The 17,021-nt window shown below is 41.3% G+C and carries 18 protein-coding genes and 4 tRNA genes; 6 read left to right on the top strand and 16 right to left on the bottom strand.

From position 1 onward, the window contains the following. Positions 1-178: 178 nt before the first annotated feature. The 8 genes from AAEU30_RS06880 to dnaQ all read right to left on the bottom strand — a co-directional run bounded on the left by AAEU30_RS06880 (position 179) and on the right by dnaQ (position 3,980). The gene (locus tag AAEU30_RS06880; protein ID WP_421959869.1) at positions 179-751 is read right to left on the bottom strand and encodes a transcriptional regulator; all 573 of its coding nucleotides are present in this window, start codon (positions 749-751) and stop codon (positions 179-181) included. A gap of 266 nt (positions 752-1,017) precedes the next feature. Next, on the bottom strand, positions 1,018-1,164 hold the full coding sequence (locus tag AAEU30_RS06875; protein WP_421959868.1) for a RodZ family helix-turn-helix domain-containing protein: 147 nt from the start codon (positions 1,162-1,164) through the stop codon (positions 1,018-1,020). Positions 1,165-1,352: 188 nt separating this feature from the next. Beyond that, positions 1,353-1,429, bottom strand: a tRNA-Asp gene (locus AAEU30_RS06870). Between the two features lie 54 nt (positions 1,430-1,483). Then, a tRNA-Asp gene (locus tag AAEU30_RS06865) sits at positions 1,484-1,560 on the bottom strand. A 41-nt stretch (positions 1,561-1,601) separates the two neighbouring features. Further along, positions 1,602-1,678 (bottom strand) — tRNA-Asp (locus AAEU30_RS06860). Between the two features lie 27 nt (positions 1,679-1,705). Beyond that, a tRNA-Asp gene (locus AAEU30_RS06855) sits at positions 1,706-1,782 on the bottom strand. 99 nt (positions 1,783-1,881) lie between these two features. Then, a complete protein-coding gene (locus AAEU30_RS06850) occupies positions 1,882-3,258 on the bottom strand; it encodes a TIGR03503 family protein (RefSeq protein ID WP_421959867.1) in 1,377 nt (458 codons plus the stop codon). Between the two features lie 8 nt (positions 3,259-3,266). Then, a complete protein-coding gene (dnaQ, locus tag AAEU30_RS06845; protein ID WP_290210719.1) occupies positions 3,267-3,980 on the bottom strand; it encodes a DNA polymerase III subunit epsilon in 714 nt (237 codons plus the stop codon). A 68-nt stretch (positions 3,981-4,048) separates the two neighbouring features. On the opposite strand from dnaQ, the gene rnhA reads away from it, so the two are divergent. Together rnhA and AAEU30_RS06835 are read left to right on the top strand one after the other, a co-directional pair. Next, complete coding sequence (rnhA, locus tag AAEU30_RS06840) at positions 4,049-4,516, top strand: ribonuclease HI (RefSeq protein ID WP_421959866.1); 468 nt, start codon at positions 4,049-4,051, stop codon at positions 4,514-4,516. 98 nt (positions 4,517-4,614) lie between these two features. Continuing rightward, positions 4,615-5,469 carry an MBL fold metallo-hydrolase gene (locus AAEU30_RS06835; protein WP_421959865.1) on the top strand — a complete coding sequence of 285 codons (855 nt, stop codon included), beginning with the start codon at positions 4,615-4,617 and terminating at the stop codon, positions 5,467-5,469. Here AAEU30_RS06835 and AAEU30_RS06830 read toward each other — a convergent pair. After that, positions 5,440-6,198 (bottom strand): class I SAM-dependent methyltransferase, encoded by a 759-nt coding sequence (locus tag AAEU30_RS06830; protein ID WP_421959864.1) that lies wholly within the window; start codon positions 6,196-6,198, stop codon positions 5,440-5,442. The genes AAEU30_RS06835 and AAEU30_RS06830 overlap by 30 nt on opposite strands. A gap of 51 nt (positions 6,199-6,249) precedes the next feature. On the opposite strand from AAEU30_RS06830, the gene gloB reads away from it, so the two are divergent. Further along, positions 6,250-7,035 carry a hydroxyacylglutathione hydrolase gene (gene gloB / locus AAEU30_RS06825; protein ID WP_421959863.1) on the top strand — a complete coding sequence of 262 codons (786 nt, stop codon included), beginning with the start codon at positions 6,250-6,252 and terminating at the stop codon, positions 7,033-7,035. Positions 7,036-7,173: 138 nt separating this feature from the next. Beyond that, positions 7,174-8,769, top strand: coding sequence for a LysM peptidoglycan-binding domain-containing protein (locus AAEU30_RS06820; RefSeq protein WP_421959862.1), 1,596 nt, complete (start codon positions 7,174-7,176; stop codon positions 8,767-8,769). 50 nt (positions 8,770-8,819) lie between these two features. Here AAEU30_RS06820 and AAEU30_RS06815 read toward each other — a convergent pair whose 3' ends face one another. The 4 genes from AAEU30_RS06815 to AAEU30_RS06800 are packed head-to-tail and all read right to left on the bottom strand — an operon-like array spanning position 8,820 to position 11,106. After that, positions 8,820-9,269 carry a flavodoxin gene (locus tag AAEU30_RS06815; protein ID WP_421959861.1) on the bottom strand — a complete coding sequence of 150 codons (450 nt, stop codon included), beginning with the start codon at positions 9,267-9,269 and terminating at the stop codon, positions 8,820-8,822. Continuing rightward, positions 9,269-10,033: a tRNA pseudouridine(65) synthase TruC gene (gene truC, locus AAEU30_RS06810; protein ID WP_421959860.1), complete on the bottom strand. Its 765-nt coding sequence runs from the start codon at positions 10,031-10,033 to the stop codon at positions 9,269-9,271. The genes AAEU30_RS06815 and truC overlap by 1 nt, the downstream gene beginning before the upstream one ends. Continuing rightward, entirely contained in the window at positions 10,026-10,346 is a 321-nt protein-coding gene (locus AAEU30_RS06805) for a YqcC family protein (protein ID WP_421959859.1), read from the bottom strand. The genes truC and AAEU30_RS06805 overlap by 8 nt, the downstream gene beginning before the upstream one ends. A 7-nt stretch (positions 10,347-10,353) precedes the next feature. Next, the gene (locus tag AAEU30_RS06800) at positions 10,354-11,106 is read right to left on the bottom strand and encodes a Nif3-like dinuclear metal center hexameric protein (RefSeq protein ID WP_421959858.1); all 753 of its coding nucleotides are present in this window, start codon (positions 11,104-11,106) and stop codon (positions 10,354-10,356) included. Positions 11,107-11,256: 150 nt separating this feature from the next. Between AAEU30_RS06800 and AAEU30_RS06795 the strand changes: the two genes are divergently transcribed. Then, complete coding sequence (locus AAEU30_RS06795; RefSeq protein WP_087534209.1) at positions 11,257-11,628, top strand: hypothetical protein; 372 nt, start codon at positions 11,257-11,259, stop codon at positions 11,626-11,628. A gap of 35 nt (positions 11,629-11,663) precedes the next feature. Here the strand turns inward: AAEU30_RS06795 and AAEU30_RS06790 are convergent, their stop codons facing one another. Next, the gene (locus AAEU30_RS06790) at positions 11,664-12,134 is read right to left on the bottom strand and encodes an HPP family protein (RefSeq protein ID WP_421959857.1); all 471 of its coding nucleotides are present in this window, start codon (positions 12,132-12,134) and stop codon (positions 11,664-11,666) included. A 93-nt stretch (positions 12,135-12,227) separates the two neighbouring features. On the opposite strand from AAEU30_RS06790, the gene AAEU30_RS06785 reads away from it, so the two are divergent. Further along, positions 12,228-12,800 carry a TetR/AcrR family transcriptional regulator gene (locus AAEU30_RS06785; protein ID WP_421959856.1) on the top strand — a complete coding sequence of 191 codons (573 nt, stop codon included), beginning with the start codon at positions 12,228-12,230 and terminating at the stop codon, positions 12,798-12,800. A gap of 72 nt (positions 12,801-12,872) precedes the next feature. Here the strand turns inward: AAEU30_RS06785 and AAEU30_RS06780 are convergent, their stop codons facing one another. Together AAEU30_RS06780 and AAEU30_RS06775 are read right to left on the bottom strand one after the other, a co-directional pair. Next, complete coding sequence (locus tag AAEU30_RS06780) at positions 12,873-16,058, bottom strand: amidohydrolase family protein (protein ID WP_421959855.1); 3,186 nt, start codon at positions 16,056-16,058, stop codon at positions 12,873-12,875. A 102-nt stretch (positions 16,059-16,160) separates the two neighbouring features. Beyond that, positions 16,161-16,985: a M90 family metallopeptidase gene (locus AAEU30_RS06775; protein ID WP_421959854.1), complete on the bottom strand. Its 825-nt coding sequence runs from the start codon at positions 16,983-16,985 to the stop codon at positions 16,161-16,163. Positions 16,986-17,021 lie beyond the last annotated feature (36 nt).

Below are 17,021 nucleotides of genomic sequence, written 5' to 3'. Positions count from 1 at the left end.
TGGACCATGCCAATCCACAATTGGAGCTTGTGTTTATCTCAGTTGGCGATTTATTTTAAGGGGCGTTTAGATAACGTGCTCGATCTTTAATTTTTAAGCTGACACAGAATTTTGAACGCCCTCTAATTGTAAGCCAATTTATATTAAAGCCTGCTCCGTTTTCTTGTACGCAGGCTTTTTATTGTTTAGTTAATTTGGGCTCCAGTAAAGCGAGTGCTAAACCAAATACAGCGGCAAAAATACCTAAAAACTCAAACCAACTGTTGCCTGCATGTTCAATTGTATGCGGTTCCACCTTAACTAAAAGATACACTCGCTTACCACTCTCAACCTCTTCTACAAATGACCTACCGACATACTCATCCATTAACTTGTAAAGCTCTTTACGTCTAGTCTGCATCTCATAACGCTTCTCTTTTAATACATTACCATTATTTGGAATAAATAGAGTATAACGTCTCCAATTTTCAAAAATGTCATTGGGTTCACCTGCTTTTACGACACCAAGCGATTTGTACTCATAAAATTTTTCGTTGAATACATAGTTTTTATACCCTGAATAAAATAATGCACAACCAATAGATATTAAAAACATTGCGAGATAAATAACCTTACGTTGCGTGGCTGAGCTCTTAACTTCTTTACTTTTGAACCACTGCTCTACATCGGGTATTTGCATAAGTCTTGTTTTGTCATCACTCAATGCGAGCGGCTTCATAAACTCATCAATTGAAAGATCTAACGCTATCAATAAGGATCTAAATATTTCATTTGAGGGAATTGATTTATCGTTTTCAAGCTTTGATATATACCCAAGCCACCTCAAGATGCAGAATTCAGCGTTTCACAGGGGCTTAATATCAAGGCGTTACTTTGCAACAATGGCCATCCCTTTTAAGAAGTAACAACGATGAGAGTAAGTTCCTGTGAAACGCCCATGGGTTGGTTTAAAAGCGATTTATACTGCGTTATTGATTTTAACAATAGAACCACTATTACTTGCAATCAATGCCTTGCCTAAATCGCTTTTAATTCCAACTGAAACTCGCACCTTGAGGTGGTTTGGGTATGGCTCTGCTCTATCCCCACTTGTTGGGAAAATTCAGGCTGACTCAGTTTTTTATCATTTCGTAGCTGCTTTAATTGTTGACCTAATGTGCTCATCTTAGTGCTTCCTTTTTAAAAGTGAGGTTAGATTCTTAGTAATTCATGCAGATATATGAAGCTGAATAGTGAAGAATAATAAGGAATATTAGCAGGTTAGTATAAAAAGTCGATCTGATAGCTAAAGTATGTTTTATTAAAATAGATAGGCATTAAATTTATTATCTTGCTATTGGGGAAATAACAAGTGGCGGAGTGGACGGGACTCGAACCCGCGACCCCCGGCGTGACAGGCCGGTATTCTAACCAACTGAACTACCACTCCGCAGTGGTATGTGTATGGGGTAATACACTTACTAATTTTATTGATGATATCAAGTGGCGGAGTGGACGGGACTCGAACCCGCGACCCCCGGCGTGACAGGCCGGTATTCTAACCAACTGAACTACCACTCCATAATAAGAATATGTTTTACAACCATATGTTGTGTAAGTGTTGGCGGAGTGGACGGGACTCGAACCCGCGACCCCCGGCGTGACAGGCCGGTATTCTAACCAACTGAACTACCACTCCAGCATCTACTTACAAATTGTCGAAAATTGGCGGAGTGGACGGGACTCGAACCCGCGACCCCCGGCGTGACAGGCCGGTATTCTAACCAACTGAACTACCACTCCGCATTTTCGTTTGCTGCTTAGGTCTCCCTTTGCAGCGGCGTGAATAATACGAACCAGCCCCTACTTCGTCAAGGGCTTTTTTGTTTTTTTACAGGTTTTTTAGTCATCTGACATCGAAAGGTTTAAAATTTCACCTGATTTATCACTTTTTGAGCCATTTTTACCAACTTCATTTTTTTCGCCTACAGCGGGCTCTTCACCAGCTGCTGTTTTTTTCTTCAAAAAAGGAATGCTGACTTTAGGTAATAGTGGTTTTTTCTGAACAAATTTACGAATTGCCAGCCAACCAATCAATAGAACTATCAAATTCCCACCAATAATTAAGCTAATAAACATGATGGTTGACATCGACTGGGCCTCTCTTATTGCTCTGTCGATCTCTTTTTGTTCTGCCGCTGTAATTATTGACTCTGGTAATTCTGGCACGGCTTCGATGGGGCGTTCAATTTCAAATTTATAGGTCGGCAATGTTGCCATAAACTCTCGGTCATTTACATTAGTACCAAACACCGATAGCTCAACACTGTACCGACCCCAGTCATAGTTTTTAATGAGCAACTCACGCGTCAGCAATTTGCTGCCTTCTAAATTAAACATTTGTTCTTCATTGTTAGGGTAATAAATTTTGCCCTGTATTAGCACGGTTTCTGGCTTCACCACACTTGGGTCTAGAGTAATCGTTAATTTGTGCTCGTGCGCATCATCTTGAGCAAGCGCTATGTCGTAACTAAATGGTGGCTCTTTTACTTCAAGCACATCTTGAACTACGGTACGTTTTAGTAAAGGGGTTTCAATGTATAGCTCGGGTTGCCATTGCCCTGCGGGGAACACCAATTTAAATTCCCCAGTAAAAATACCGTCTTTTGGGCGCTCATCAAACCCGCGACCATCGTCTTTAAACTGTGCAACATTATGCGTGCCCGCCCCAAAGTTAGCATAATCACTGTTGTTAGTACTTATAAAGTCAACATGTAAACTAACAACATCTCTGAATAAGCCCACGTTAATCGGTTCGTTATCATTTAAAACTTGCCCTGTAATTTTGACAGTTTCACCACGAAAGAGTAACGCTGGTAAAGGCTCTACTTTTAAATCAATATCACCGAGTACAACAATACGGCTATCCGGTAAAATACTGCCGATCACTTGCCATGGCCCTGCCATTGGTTCTCTTATCGTGATTAAATCGTAACTTAGCTCATCAAACCAATCGACGTTTGGCTCTTTAATCGCGGAGGTGGCATAAAGCTTACTCCCGTTTGGCTGTACTAAAATAACAGCAGGAGCGCCGCGCTTACGAAAAAATAGCAAGGTAATTTCATTCACTTTGTAATCAATTCGAAATCGATTATCTAATAGCGGTATTTCATTTTGCCCACTATCGCGTTTCAATAACGTTATTTTATCATCGTTATTTGCGCTCAGAGCCAACGGCATTGTTAATGCCATTATTATTGCCAATAAAAGTATTTTCATTGTGGGCCTTATTCGGCGCGCCATAAACATTGGCCGCCAGCATCTTGAACAATATCTAACCTTGCTTCATGCGCTACTTGCTCGTCATCTAACGCTTTTAAAACCATCAATGGAGCACGGTTTGGATCTAAACGACGAATTTCTTTTTGTTGCTGCTCACTACCCTGATCTTTATTTTGATTCAAGTTAAGCTTAACTTGACCGCCTGTCATGGCTAAGTAAACGTCTGCTAGTATTTCAGAATCCAGTAATGCGCCGTGTAACGTCCGCTTAGTGTTATCTACATCATAACGACGGCAAAGCGCATCAAGGTTATTCTTTTGACCAGGATGCAAGTCACGCGCCATTTTAAGGGTGTCGAGAACTTGACAGTATTCGTGGGTGTTCGGGTACCCCTGATTAAGCAGAGCAAATTCATTGTCCATGTGGCCGACGTCAAACGGTGCATTATGAATAACAAGCTCAGCCCCTTTGATATAATCAAAAAACTCTTGCGCTATTTGGTGGTAAAGAGGCTTATCACGTAAAAATTCATTTGTAATACCGTGAACATCAATTGCTTCTTCTTCAATACTGCGTTGCGGGTTGATATAAACGTGAAAGTTATTACCGGTTAATCTGCGGTTTATTAACTCCACACACCCAATTTCAATAATTCGGTGCCCTTGTTTAGGGTCGATGCCGGTGGTTTCTGTATCTAAAACTATTTGTCTACGCTGCATATCGAACTTAGCCTGATTCTGGTATCTTTCTATAATCACTTTATTGTACATAATATCAAGGTAAAACAGTGCAAAAAACCGTAGAGATTTATACCGATGGCTCATGTTTAGGTAATCCGGGCCCCGGCGGATATGGTATTTTCATGCTTTATAATGGTCATGAAAAAGAAATGAGCCAAGGTTATACCCTCACCACAAACAATCGCATGGAGATGTTAGCGGCCATAGTGGCGCTTGAAAGTCTTACTCGCCCGTGTGAAATCAACCTCACCACAGACAGCCAATATGTAAAGCAAGGCATTGAATCTTGGGTTGCAAACTGGAAAAAGCGTGGCTGGAAAACATCAGCTAAAAAACCGGTTAAAAATGTCGACTTATGGAAACGCCTTGATGAAGCCTGCAATAGACACACAATTACCTGGAAATGGGTAAAAGGTCACAGCGGTAACAAATACAACGAAATAGTCGATGATTTAGCCCGTGATGCCGCGGGCAGTAAAAACTTATTAGTCGACGAAGGCTACAAGCCAGAATAAAGCAATACTACATCAGCGGTGATTAATTGACCTTAAGCTATTTTACACTTAAGTTATATGATATAAGATTTAGCTATATTATATAATGGAGTTGTAAAATGCCTGTCTCGGTTAAGTCTTTTTTTCATCAGCAGAGCGCTACGTTTAGTTACATAGTTAGTTGTTTAAATACCGGTAGCGCTGTGCTGATTGACCCACCCGCTGACTTTGATGCTCCTAGTGGCACTCTTAGCTTCGCAACTGCCAATGAAATCATTGAATATATTGCTGCCAATAAGCTGACTCTCGAGTGGTTGCTAGAAACTCATGCTCATGCTGATCACATTACCGCCGCAGGCTACATAAAACAAAAACTTCACCCAAAGCACCCATGTAAACTAGGCACCGGTGCCAACATCACTCAAGTACAAACTTACTTTAGTAATTTATATCAAATAGATATGCCTTGTGATGGTCGCCCTTTTGATGAGTTGTTTGATGATAAAAGCCACTATCTATTTGGCGATAGCCAATTTAGTGTTTTAGCAACACCAGGTCATACACCAGATAGTGTGTGTTACTTAATTGCAGACAACGTATTTGTTGGCGATACATTCTTCATGCCTGACAGTGGTACTGCCCGCTGTGACTTTCCTGGCGGCAGCGCAAAACAACTATATTTATCTTTACAGAAAATCTTAGCCCTACCCGATCAAACAATCATGTGGATGTGTCATGACTACCAGCCCAACGGGCGCAAGCTTGTTAATAAAACAACAGTGGGTGAGCAGCGTTTAACTAATGTACACTTACAAAGCTCTGAACAAGAGTACATTCATGCCAGAGAAAACCGTGACGCCACATTAAACGTACCTAAATTATTACACCCTGCTATACAAATGAATATACGTGCAGGTAAGCTACCAGAACAACCCGCACCTAAATTAACTATTCCGCTGACGGTGCTGCTTTGATGTTTGTCGCAACCCTGCACCTTTAACGGGCGCAAACTGCGGTCTTGCATGCCACTTTGGTTTAATCGGGGTTAATGGAGCAACGCGTTTACGTGCCACTAACATATATACACTGCCCATGGGTTTCAAATATTGCTTAGCAAAACGTCGCCATGGCGCAAAACGTGACAATCGATTGCCACGCGCTAAAGAAGAATAAATAAACCGCTCATCGCTGATAATTTCAAAGCCGAGTAAGTTAAGCCAATCCTTCACGCGCGCTGGGGTAAAGAAACGCCCCGTCCATGGCAATTTTTGACCACTAAATGGCAGCAATTGAGCCAAGCCACATAAACTAAACGGGTTAAACCCGGTGATCACAATATATCCACCAGGGATCAATGTACGGTGTGCTTCTCGCAAAATATGATGAGGGTCTGAATGATATTCTAAACAGTGGCTTAGAATACAAGCATCAACGCTGTGTTCATAAAACGGCAGCTCATCAATATCTGCAATAACTCCTGTAAACGGGCCTGATTCGGCCACACATACTTGATGCTTAATTGTGCTCGCACTGGTTTTAAGCTCACCACTGAGATTACCCAATTTAAGCATGTGATAACCGAACATTCGCGGTAACCACTTCGCCATCTTACGTTCAATATCGCAACGCAAATAGTCGCCATGAGGAAACTCATGCCACGACAGTGGTTTAGGTCCTTCTTGAAAACTAAGGGCTGGTTTCATTTGCTGAGCTCGTTATACTATTAATATCGTCACTTTATAGAGCAATGTTACATGGTGCAAGTCAAAGCAATTAAAGCCTTTTCTGATAACTACATTTGGTGCATCACAGATAGCCAAAGCCAATTAGCCTGGGTTGTTGACCCAGGTCAAGCAGAGCCTGTATTAACCCATTTAAAAGACGCTGGCTTAACGTTGGCGGGGATACTAATCACCCATCACCATTACGATCACACTGATGGCGTGGCCGATTTGTGCAAAGCCTTCCCTGGTATCATGGTATATGGCCCAAGCAATAGCCCATTTAAAGGGATAACAAACACGCTAAGTGAAGGCGATAAAGTTACAGTATTTGATACTGAGTTTGCCATCATCCATACCCCTGGCCATACTTTAGACCACATTTGTTATTTAAACCCTGCCCTAGCATTTACTGGTGACACACTATTTAGTGGTGGCTGCGGGCGCCTGTTTGAAGGCAATGCCGAGCAAATGCAGCACTCTTTTGATAAACTAAAGCAGCTGCCAGAAGCGTGTAAGATATATTGCACTCATGAATACACACAAGCAAATTTAGCGTTTGCCTTAGCAGTTGAACCTAACAACGCGGAATTAATTGAGTACGCTCACTGGGTAGATACAAAGCGTAGTAACGATGAAATTACTTTACCTAGCACTATTGCTGTAGAGCAAAAGATAAACCCTTTCATGCGTAGTGATATCTCGGGTATTAGTCAAAATATTCCAACTGAATATCAGAATAAATCAAAAAACATATTACAAAATAATGAACCTTGGCAAAACTTTGCGGGTCTTAGAACCTGGAAAGACCACTTCTAAAACTATAACCTCATAGTTATCATATGATTATGAGGTATAAATACTTACCGTTGCAGTTTTTAGATGGTCATACAGTGGCAATGTTAGCTCATAACGGGTAGTATTCGCCGAGTTTTTTACCTGATGTATTTGGTATTTATGAAAAAATCTCCCCTCGTTTTAAGCTTGGCATTGGTGCTAAGTGGTTGTCAAACTTTGACTTCAACACAATCTGATGACGCAAGTGAGCAGTTAGTTGTCAATCAAACCGCGCAGCAATTAGAAGGCGCAAGCCCTAGCGATATCAATAATGCATTAATGATCAACGCACAATACCTGCAGGTAAACGAACTTGATGATGCCCCCCCTATTTTTGATGATGTATGGGAGCGAATTCGCTACCAATTGTCAATTGAGGTGCCGCAAAACCGTCCGGTTGTGACTGAACGTAATTATTATGCACGCCACCAAAGCTATTTAGACCGTGTGTCAAAACGTGCTGAGCCTTACCTGCATTTTATTGTTGAAGAAGTTGAAAAACGAGAAATGCCGATTGAAATTGCGCTACTCCCCATTGTCGAAAGCGCATTTGACCCGTTCGGTTATTCACACCGCAGTGCGTCGGGTATTTGGCAGTTTATGCCGCAAACAGGCGAGCGTTTCGACTTAAAACAAAACTGGTGGTACGACGGCCGCCGCGATATTGTGCAATCCACACGTGCTGCCCTTGATTACCTTTCATATTTACATAAAACACTTGAAGGCGACTGGCTAAACGCCATTGCAGCTTACAATTCTGGTGAAGGGCGTTTATTACGCGCAATAAAAAAGAATCGTAAAAAGCAGTTACCAACAGATTTTTGGTCTCTTGATTTACCAAAAGAAACCACGGCTTATGTACCGCGTTTATTAGCCTTATCAGACTTGTTAAAACGTCAGGAAGAGTTTGGTCTTACTTGGAACCCAATTATTAACGCGCAGGTTGTAGAGGCGGTTGATGTTGGTTCACAAATTGATTTAGCCTTAGCTGCTGATATGGCACAAATTAGCCTTACTGAGCTATACCGCTTAAATCCAGGGTTTAATCGTTGGGCAACCGATCCAAATGGACCACATTTTTTACTTATTCCGTCGGATAAAGTTGACAGCTTCCAACAACAATTAGCTAAAACAGATATTAAAGATCGTTTGCGTTGGCAACAGTATAAAGTAGCCAGCGGCGACAGTTTATCAGTGATTGCTAAAAAGTTCTCAACCAGTACCAGCGCGATTAAATCACTTAATAAATTAAAATCAAATACGATACGTGTCGGCCAACAATTACTCGTTCCTTTGAGTGATGGTGCAATAAATAGTGAGCATTTACCTAAGCAAATGCGTATGGCTGCTAATAAGAATAGCCAAAAGAAACTATCGCACACAGTTAAAAGTGGCGACACCCTATGGGATATTAGCCGCGAATATGATGTCACCATTAATGAGTTAGCTAAATGGAATAAACTAAAAAAGAACAGTGTGTTGCGTTTAGGTCAAAAACTCACGGTTTATAAAACAAGTAGCAATACTCAAACGGCTCTAGTTAGCACCAACCGTACCATTACCTATAAAGTTCGCCGTGGTGACTCGCTAGCACGTATTGCCTCTAAGTTTAACTTATCAGTGAACGATATTATTAAGTGGAACAAACTAGCTGGACAAAAGTACTTACAGCCTGGGCAAAAGCTGAAGCTTAAAGTAGATGTAAAAAGCACATAACGTAAGCTAAAACATAACTAGTAAAAAGAGCGCTCATGCGCTCTTTTTACTCACTCGGGAAGCTTAGTTAACCACAGCTTTAACCAAGGCTCTGTTACAGGCCAAGGTTCAAAATCTTCACAGGCATCAATTTCTAAACGATGACCAATTGGCTTTGCTTGCAAATCACGGAGCAGCTCATCAAAGCTTCGCCCTGCACCGCAAAAAGTGTCGCCATAACTTCTGTCTCCCATAGCCACAATGCCGTAAGGTTTACCTGTAAGCATAGGGAACTGACTGTTAAGCTGGCTATAGAGCGGCGCTAAATTATCTGGTATCTCACCTTGCCCAGTGGTTGAGGTAATTACCAATATATGACTCGCTGACTTTACATCATCTAATGTAGGTGTGATGATCAGCTTTGCTTGATGGTTTGACTGCTCAATCAATTCAATGACGTCGTCACTCAGACGTTCTGCTCCACCATAAACACTGCCGACAAATATACTTATCGTTGCCATTAATAATCCTTTTCTTGGTTTGGCCAGCCGAGTTGCTGACAAATGCTCAGCATTGCTTCACCCAGTGGCGCTTTTATTTTTACTGCTTGCTTTGTATAAGGGTGCACAAAGTTAAGCTCAGTTGCAAATAACATTAACCGACGCAATGTAAAGTGCTCCCGAAAAAACTGGTTATGCTGATTATCGCCATGATTAACATCACCAATAATCGGTAATGATAGATGCTTCAAGTGCCTGCGTATTTGGTGCTTTCGGCCAGTTTTAGGAAAACACTCAACCAATGAATAACGCACAGTTGGATATTTTCCTATTGGAATTGGCAACGCCGCTTGGTGCAAACAATTAAACTGTGTTTGCGCTTGCTGAGGGGCTTTGTCCTGATCAGCAAATTTATCGGCAATTTTATCAAGCTCTTCTTTTAGCGGTTTATCTAAAAATACCGACTCTGGCGCAAAGCCACGTACTAAAGCTAAGTAACGTTTACTTATTTGATTATCAATAAACAACTGGTTTATATCTCGAGCAGCTTCCGAGCTAAGCGCAAATAGCAATACACCTGAGGTTGGCCTGTCTAATCGATGAACAGGAAAAACATGTTGGCCAATCTGATCGCGTAGCATTTGCATCGCAAATTGTGTTTCGTGTTTATCTAAAAAAGAACGGTGAACAAGTAAGCCTGACGGTTTATTTATCGCGACGTAATTTTCATCTTTATACAAAATATCTAGTTCACCAAACTCTATTGGTTCAGGGCGTTCACTCATTTTGGTTTCCAAAAGCAGTATCTAATTTATTCAGTAATGCAGTTACTTCTGCGCCACCTGATTTGTTAGCAAGCATAAGCTCACCCATTGGAGCAATAGCAAAGTTACTCGGCAGGGGCTGTTGATTGGCAACAAGTGCAGCCATTTTTTCAATAAACACAAATTGCAGCCATTGCTCAAACGCCATTGTATCGTGACAAAAAGGCGTAGTTGAAAGTAACGCTTTGGCATCAATCGGCTCATTTTGCCAAAGCTGATGCTGCTTCAGTAATGATTCAAGTTGCGCTAAATAGCTCTGAATTAGTTGGTGCATATATCGTTTATACCGGGTTGTCTATATCAATAAAAGTTACATCAAAACCATGCTCTTGTGATAACAGCTCACCAAGAGCCTTGATCCCATAACGCTCTGTGGCGTGATGCCCAGCTGCAAAAAAATCGATACCTTGCTCACGAGAGCTATGAATCGTTTGCTCTGATGCCTCCCCTGTTAAATATGCATCAACCCCTTGGCTTGCCGCTAAATCTATATAGCCTTGCCCACCACCCGTACACCAGGCAATAGTTTCAATTGGTTCATCACGAACTAAACTTGTTAACGGCTCACGGTTAAGGACTTGGGCTATTTTTTTCGCAAACTGCTCACCCATCATCGGGGTTTTTAAACGTCCTTTTACAGCCACGCTATTATTAACGGGCTCAAGACCTGTTTCCCACTGCATATCTAACAGCTCTGCCAGTTGCGCGTTATTCCCAATCACAGGGTGAACATCAAGCGGTAAATGATAAGCAAACAAGTTAATATCATGCGCTAATAACGCAGCTACACGGCGCTTTTTCATCCCTGTGATGGGTTGTGATTCACCTTTCCAAAAATAGCCATGGTGCACCAAAATTGTATCCGCACCATGTGCAATTGCAGCATCAATGAGTGCTTGGCTTGCAGTAACGCCTGTAACAATTTTTTTAATCTGCTCCTGACCTTCAACTTGCAGCCCATTTGGGCAAAAATCTTTAATTGAATCAGGTTTTAAAATCTCATTTAATAATTGGTTAAATTCTCTACGCTGCATAATACTTTGCCACCTCTGCATTAGATTTTGTGCAAATTTTGGCGTTTATAGCAGCAAAATGGAAGGAAAATCGCAAAAAATTGAAAAGTTCGTCAAAACTAGGTATAAATGTGTATTCTTTATCTGTGTTTACAACGTATAGGGTCTCTGATGAGCAAACTAGACAAAACAGAAGTGTTAAATGCCTTTGAAGCAGCATATGAAGCAGCCAATGGCAAGAAACCTGAAATCACTACAAAACCTGGTTGGTACAGCATCGACGGCGGTAAAAATTTACGCCTTGCAGATGTAGCTGAGTTAACTGAGCAGCTAACATCTGGTAAAACAGCTGAGCAACCTGCTGCAAAAGCGCCAGCTAAAAAAACTAAAACTAAAACTGCCGCGCCAGCAAAATCAGCTGAGAAAAAAGCACCCTTTGCTGTTGTAACAGCTAACGAAGACGGCTACACAGCCGAAGAGTTATGGATTGTTTACCTAGCTGAAAAAGATCACGACTGCCGCCTACCACGCGGTGTTGTGTAACTTAAAGTAGTACACTTTAAATAAAAAAACCGCTGTTAAGCGGTTTTTTTGTGCCTAAATAAATATTCTTTTAGCAGCCACTGAGATAAATAACCACATAAAACGATGAATATAGTGCCTACTAATACTGGCGTAATTAAAAACGGCCAACTTTGTCCCGTCACTATTATCAAAATAGGATTTGCTCCTGCAGCGGGGTGAACAGTATTCGTCAACATCATCATGCTAATAGCAAGCCCTGTGGCCATTGCGATGCTGGCTGTATCTACACCGATATAATTAACAAAAATAACCCCTATTAATGCGGTTAAAAAGTGCCCTCCAATTACGTTTTTAGCCTTAGCCAAAGGACTTGATGGTACGCCAAATACTAATACGGCAGTAGCACCAAAAGGGGCCATTAACCAAACGCCATAATTCCCTAAACTATCTAAAAAAACCAACACACTTAAAGTTATCGCTGAAAGTACTCCAGCACTGATCGCTTTTAGTACACCGTTATTCATAATCAACTCCAACAAGTAGACCAAGTTGTCTACCTGAATATAGTAGACAAATCGGTCTACTCATGTCAAGCTTACTTTTTTAAAGGAGCCGATATGGATAAACGCACGCAAATCGTAAACACCGCTTTAGTTCTGTTTTATAATAAAGGCATTCATGACGTAGGTATCAATGAGGTAATAAAGTCTGCTAAGGTCGCTAAAAAAACGTTGTATAATCATTTTAGTAGTAAAGATGAACTCATATGTGCATGTTTAGTAGCGCGAGATGAGCGCTTTAACAGGTGGCTGAAATCACAATTTATTTATGCTAAAACACCATTGGATATAGCTGATGCACTCTTTAATGCATTATCACTTTGGATCAACAATCAAGTAGATGAGCTTGGAGATTTTAATGGCTGCTTTTTTATAAATACGGCAGCTGAATTTCCACTGGATACGCACCCTATTGCTCAATTGTGTGCTGAGCATAAACAGACTGTACTTAAAATTATTTATGATGCGCTTGCACTTACACCGCAATTTAAAGAAACCCCTTCAGAGGCAGAGCAATTAAGTAAATTACTTATGACATTAAAAGAGGGAATGATTTGCCAAGCAAGAGTCAGCAAAGAGCCACAAACATTGCTGCTTGATAAAACTATATTAAAAAAGCTTATTGCTTAAAGGGTATGCCCAAAAAGTAAAAAAGCGGCTAATGCCGCTTTTAGTCATATCACCTATTCGGTGTTTTGTTTTTTACTTCTTTTCAAAGTAAAGTTTATCACGTTGTTTTTGGCCTACTTCATTCATAGTGGCTGCGTTAAATAAACGGCCATTGATCATGGTGTAGTCAACCTTGTCAGTATCACGAATGTTCTCAAGTGGATTACCATCAATCACGACTAAATCAGCAAGTTTACCTACCTCAAGTGAACCAATACTTTTATCAAGGCCAATGTATTTAGCAGGATCGAGTGTCGCGGCGCGTAGCGCTTCGAGTGGCGTCATGCCGCCTTGTGCAAACATCCAAATTTCCCAGTGAGCAGCTAAACCTTCACGTTGTCCATGCGCACCTAAGTTCACTAATACACCTAAGTCTTGTAGCTCTTTCGCTACGCGAGCATTATTAAAGTGATTATAGTGATGATCGGGCGCTTTAACGCGGCGCATAGAGCGTGGCAACAATTGGTTTTTCGGCACAAACTTACTCAAGCGCGGGTGATTCCAAACATCGGTTTTATCATACCAATAGTTCTCCCCCCAAATACCACCGTAAGCAACACCTAAAGTCGGTGTATAACCAACGTCACTTTGCGACCAAAGCTGTTTAATATCATCATAAATATTAGCTACTGGAATTGAATGCTCAATACCAGTGTGACCATCCACTACCATGGTTAAGTTATGTTGTAATAATGAGCCACCTTCTGGCACCACCATCATTTCAAGCTCACGGCCAGCTTCAATAACTTGTTGACGTTGCTCACGTCGTGGCTGGTTATATGATTTAACACTAAACGCCCCCACTTTCTTTAAACGCTCTAAATGAAATTTAGCATCCTCTAACGAGTCAATGTGCGAGGTATAACCTGGCATATTTGCCCCATATAAAATGGTCCCTGTTGAGAAGATACGCGGCCCAACGATGGTGCCTGCTTTTTGCATTTCACTGGCGGCAAAAATTTCGCTGGTGTCATTAGATGGGTCATGAATAGTGGTTACACCTAGCGATAAACCCGCTAAGTTCTTCCAGTTTTGCTCAGGAATGATTTCGTTACTACCTTGAGAGCCATGCGCATGCGCATCCACAATACCTGGCATGATGGTTTTACCTGCCACGTTAATAACTTGTGCACCTTTAGGAATCGTTACGCTATCTGCACTACCAAGTGCTTTGATGTGTTTGCCATCAGTGATCAGAACGCCGTTTTCTATTACTTTGTCACCTTGCATGGTAATAATACGCGCGCCAGTTAACGCAAACATCCCTTTTGGCTCAGCCATTTTTTTGCTAAAGCTGATGTTATCACCGCTTTTTACTTTAAAATCGACATCATCGGCTTGGTTTATATCAAAAATACCCGCCAAACTTGCATGATAAAGCTCTGGGCCTAAAGTCCAATAAAGTTTATCACTATTTGCGCTCCAGCTAATATTTTCACCAGCGCGCACTGATAACTGCTCAATTGGGAACTGACTGTCTTTCGGGCCAATATTTATGCTTTTACCATTTTCTACAAGTGGCGTTACAAACACTTTAAAACGCTCTGCAAACGCTAAGTACTTACCATTTGGTGATACTCTAAACTCTGTCGCATGTTTTGATTCATATAACTTTTTAACTTTTTTAGAATCAAGCTCAACCACACTTAAACTTGGTTTTGGCCACGGACTCATCACAAAAATGCGGTCACTGGTCGCGCCAAATTGCGGTTGATAACCACTTTTTGTAATTAATTCAGCGTCACCGCCTTTGCTACTCACTGCGTAAATACCAGGATGCAATGACCAATCCGGATTCAAAATGCCACCGCCCGATGCTTTGCGATAAACAACGGTTTTACCGTCAGGGCTAAATGTTGGTTCAACATATTTACCTGGCTGTTCTGTTATTGTGTCGCCGCGACCACTTCGTGCTGATACCACACGAACACTGCCTTGCTCATTATCGTCCCATGTAACATAAACAATTTTTTTACCGTCACGAGAATACTGTGGGAATAATTCAAAGTGATCATCTTGGCGTGTTAAGCGTTTGATTTTTCCTGACTCTAAATCGCGCTTATAAATATGCCCAAGCGCTTCAAAAATAGCGGTTTCACCATCGGGAGACACTTGAACATTACGCAGCATTTTTATATCAAAATCTTCACTGTCAATATCTTGCGTAAACCGTACTGCTGTTTGAATTTTTTTATTCGTTTCAACATTAAAAGCAATGTTCTCAACTGATTTATCTTCAACATCGAGTTTATGAATTTTACCCCCAGCCCAAAATACCAGCTCGTCATTATCTGGTGTCCACGCGATAGTAGGGTAAACGCCATGAATCGCCCACGTCTCTTGCATATCACGTTCAAGCTTGTCATAAAGTTTGGTGTGTTTGCCTGAGGTTAAGTCATAAACATATAAGCTGGTTTGGAAATCATCACGCTTAATATACGCTAGCTTTTTACCATCTGGTGACGGTGTTGGCCTAATAGCTCCACCCATACCGCTGATAATGGTCTCAATTTCACCTGTTTGGCGATCAAAACGTTTAATTTTATATATACCGGCAACAGAATCTTTTGAGTAATGGAAGGTTTTGCCTGGTGTCGCATCATGAGAGAAGTAAACGTAACGCCCATCAGGTGAAAACATTGGCTCACCTAAATCTTTTTGGTCATCAGCACGCTTAGTTAGCTGAACACCTTTACCACCCGCTTTATGATAAAGCCATACTTCACCAGCACCTAACGAGCGTGTTGCAGTAAAGTGCTTGCGTGCCACGATATAATCACCATCAGGGCTCCAAGCAGGACTATTGAGTAATCTAAAAGTTTCGTCGGTAACAGCGGTTTGATTTTCACCATTGATATCCATCAGCCATATATTATCACCACCGCCTTGGTCTGAGGTAAACGCAATGTGTTTACCATCAGGGCTAAAACGTGGCTGCATTTGCCAAGCAATATCAGAAGTAAGCTGAGTAGCTTTGCCTCCGCTGATAGGCATAGTGTAAATGTCACCCAATAAATCAAACACTATAGTTTCGCCATCCGGACTTACATCAATGTTCATCCAAGTGCCTTGGTTAACATTAATCGTCGCATCGACGAATTTGCCTTGAGGGGCATCTACTTGCCATTTTTGTCCATCAGCTTTATCAGCTGCTTGCGCATTTGAATAAAGTGCTAATGATACTGATACCGCTAATGCTGTTTGAAGCAGTTTTTTCATCAAATTCTCGCTTGTTCTTGTTGTTTATTATTACCTTGATGATTGCAACAAAAAGCAACGCAAGTTACCAGCGATATTTGATAAAGCGTGTTTATTTAGCGGTTAATGCCATTTAATTGGATCAAACTGGTAATAGTTCACCAACATAGTGTAAATTTCAGGGTCATAGTGACGCAGCTCACTGGGCTTTTCCAAAAAGGTTTCAGTGATCACTGCAAAAAATTCAGCTTCGTTAGTCGCGCCATAACTATGGATAACATGGGGCATACTATAGGCTACATGCATTTTTAGTTGATTATAAGCGCGGCTAAACACTCTCGCCCACTCTTGATAATCACCAGTTTTTGATAAAATTGGCGTACCCGTAGTTTTGCCTGTTTCTTGATCAAGTTGGTGCGCAAATTCATGAAACACTAAATTATGGCCATCACTTGGTAATCGGTTGCCTTCAAGTACATCACGCCAACTTAAAACCAATGTACCTCCGGGCCATGACTCGCCTTGGCGCACCGTATTATGGTAGCTGACTAAACCAGCATTATCACGAGAGGTTTGTGGGGCATAATAGGCGCTTGGGTATAATAAAATCTCTTTAACATTTTTATACAAAGGCCACGGCTTATTTAGCACGAGTACACAGGCGTCCGCTGCAACAATCAATTTCATTGGTTCGCTAAGCTCTAAACCATCGCAACCTATAAAGCGTTTTTCATTTAAAAACCACACAATATGACGCTCAAGTTTAGCGCGATCTGCATCGGTCATCTTTTGATAAATAGGCATATAGCGCAGTAATAGTGCTTTTTGTTTATCGTTAAGGCGGTATTCTCGGTATTTTGTTTGCCAAATGCGATTTTGAATTAACGGCCAGCGCCAATAAACGACAACGAACGCTATTAACGCCAAGATAAGTAAACCATTAACCATGTGTAGGCTCGGTGAAGAAAGTCTAACTTATTAATA

Origin of the sequence: Pseudoalteromonas mucoides (assembly GCF_049257175.1) — a bacterium.
In the GTDB taxonomy this organism is placed as follows: domain Bacteria; phylum Pseudomonadota; class Gammaproteobacteria; order Enterobacterales; family Alteromonadaceae; genus Pseudoalteromonas.
Note: the sequence above shows the minus strand (reverse complement) of the source record. Positions and strands in the feature narration are given on the sequence as shown.

Bases quoted from the DNA above. Each gene is read 5' to 3' on its own strand.
- AAEU30_RS06800 (WP_421959858.1), bottom strand. From the start codon at position 11,106: ATGCAGCGTAGAGAATTTAACCAATTATTAAATGAGATTTTAAAACCT.
- AAEU30_RS06805 (WP_421959859.1), bottom strand. From the start codon at position 10,346: ATGCACCAACTAATTCAGAGCTATTTAGCGCAACTTGAATCATTACTG.
- AAEU30_RS06815 (WP_421959861.1), bottom strand. From the start codon at position 9,269: ATGGCAACGATAAGTATATTTGTCGGCAGTGTTTATGGTGGAGCAGAA.
- dnaQ (WP_290210719.1), bottom strand. From the start codon at position 3,980: ATGCAGCGTAGACAAATAGTTTTAGATACAGAAACCACCGGCATCGAC.
- AAEU30_RS06820 (WP_421959862.1), top strand. From the start codon at position 7,174: ATGAAAAAATCTCCCCTCGTTTTAAGCTTGGCATTGGTGCTAAGTGGT.
- gloB (WP_421959863.1), top strand. From the start codon at position 6,250: ATGGTGCAAGTCAAAGCAATTAAAGCCTTTTCTGATAACTACATTTGG.
- AAEU30_RS06780 (WP_421959855.1), bottom strand. From the start codon at position 16,058: ATGAAAAAACTGCTTCAAACAGCATTAGCGGTATCAGTATCATTAGCA.
- truC (WP_421959860.1), bottom strand. From the start codon at position 10,033: ATGAGTGAACGCCCTGAACCAATAGAGTTTGGTGAACTAGATATTTTG.
- AAEU30_RS06830 (WP_421959864.1), bottom strand. From the start codon at position 6,198: ATGAAACCAGCCCTTAGTTTTCAAGAAGGACCTAAACCACTGTCGTGG.
- AAEU30_RS06775 (WP_421959854.1), bottom strand. From the start codon at position 16,985: ATGGTTAATGGTTTACTTATCTTGGCGTTAATAGCGTTCGTTGTCGTT.
- AAEU30_RS06850 (WP_421959867.1), bottom strand. From the start codon at position 3,258: ATGAAAATACTTTTATTGGCAATAATAATGGCATTAACAATGCCGTTG.
- AAEU30_RS06785 (WP_421959856.1), top strand. From the start codon at position 12,228: ATGGATAAACGCACGCAAATCGTAAACACCGCTTTAGTTCTGTTTTAT.
- AAEU30_RS06835 (WP_421959865.1), top strand. From the start codon at position 4,615: ATGCCTGTCTCGGTTAAGTCTTTTTTTCATCAGCAGAGCGCTACGTTT.
- AAEU30_RS06875 (WP_421959868.1), bottom strand. From the start codon at position 1,164: ATGAGCACATTAGGTCAACAATTAAAGCAGCTACGAAATGATAAAAAA.
- AAEU30_RS06790 (WP_421959857.1), bottom strand. From the start codon at position 12,134: ATGAATAACGGTGTACTAAAAGCGATCAGTGCTGGAGTACTTTCAGCG.
- AAEU30_RS06795 (WP_087534209.1), top strand. From the start codon at position 11,257: ATGAGCAAACTAGACAAAACAGAAGTGTTAAATGCCTTTGAAGCAGCA.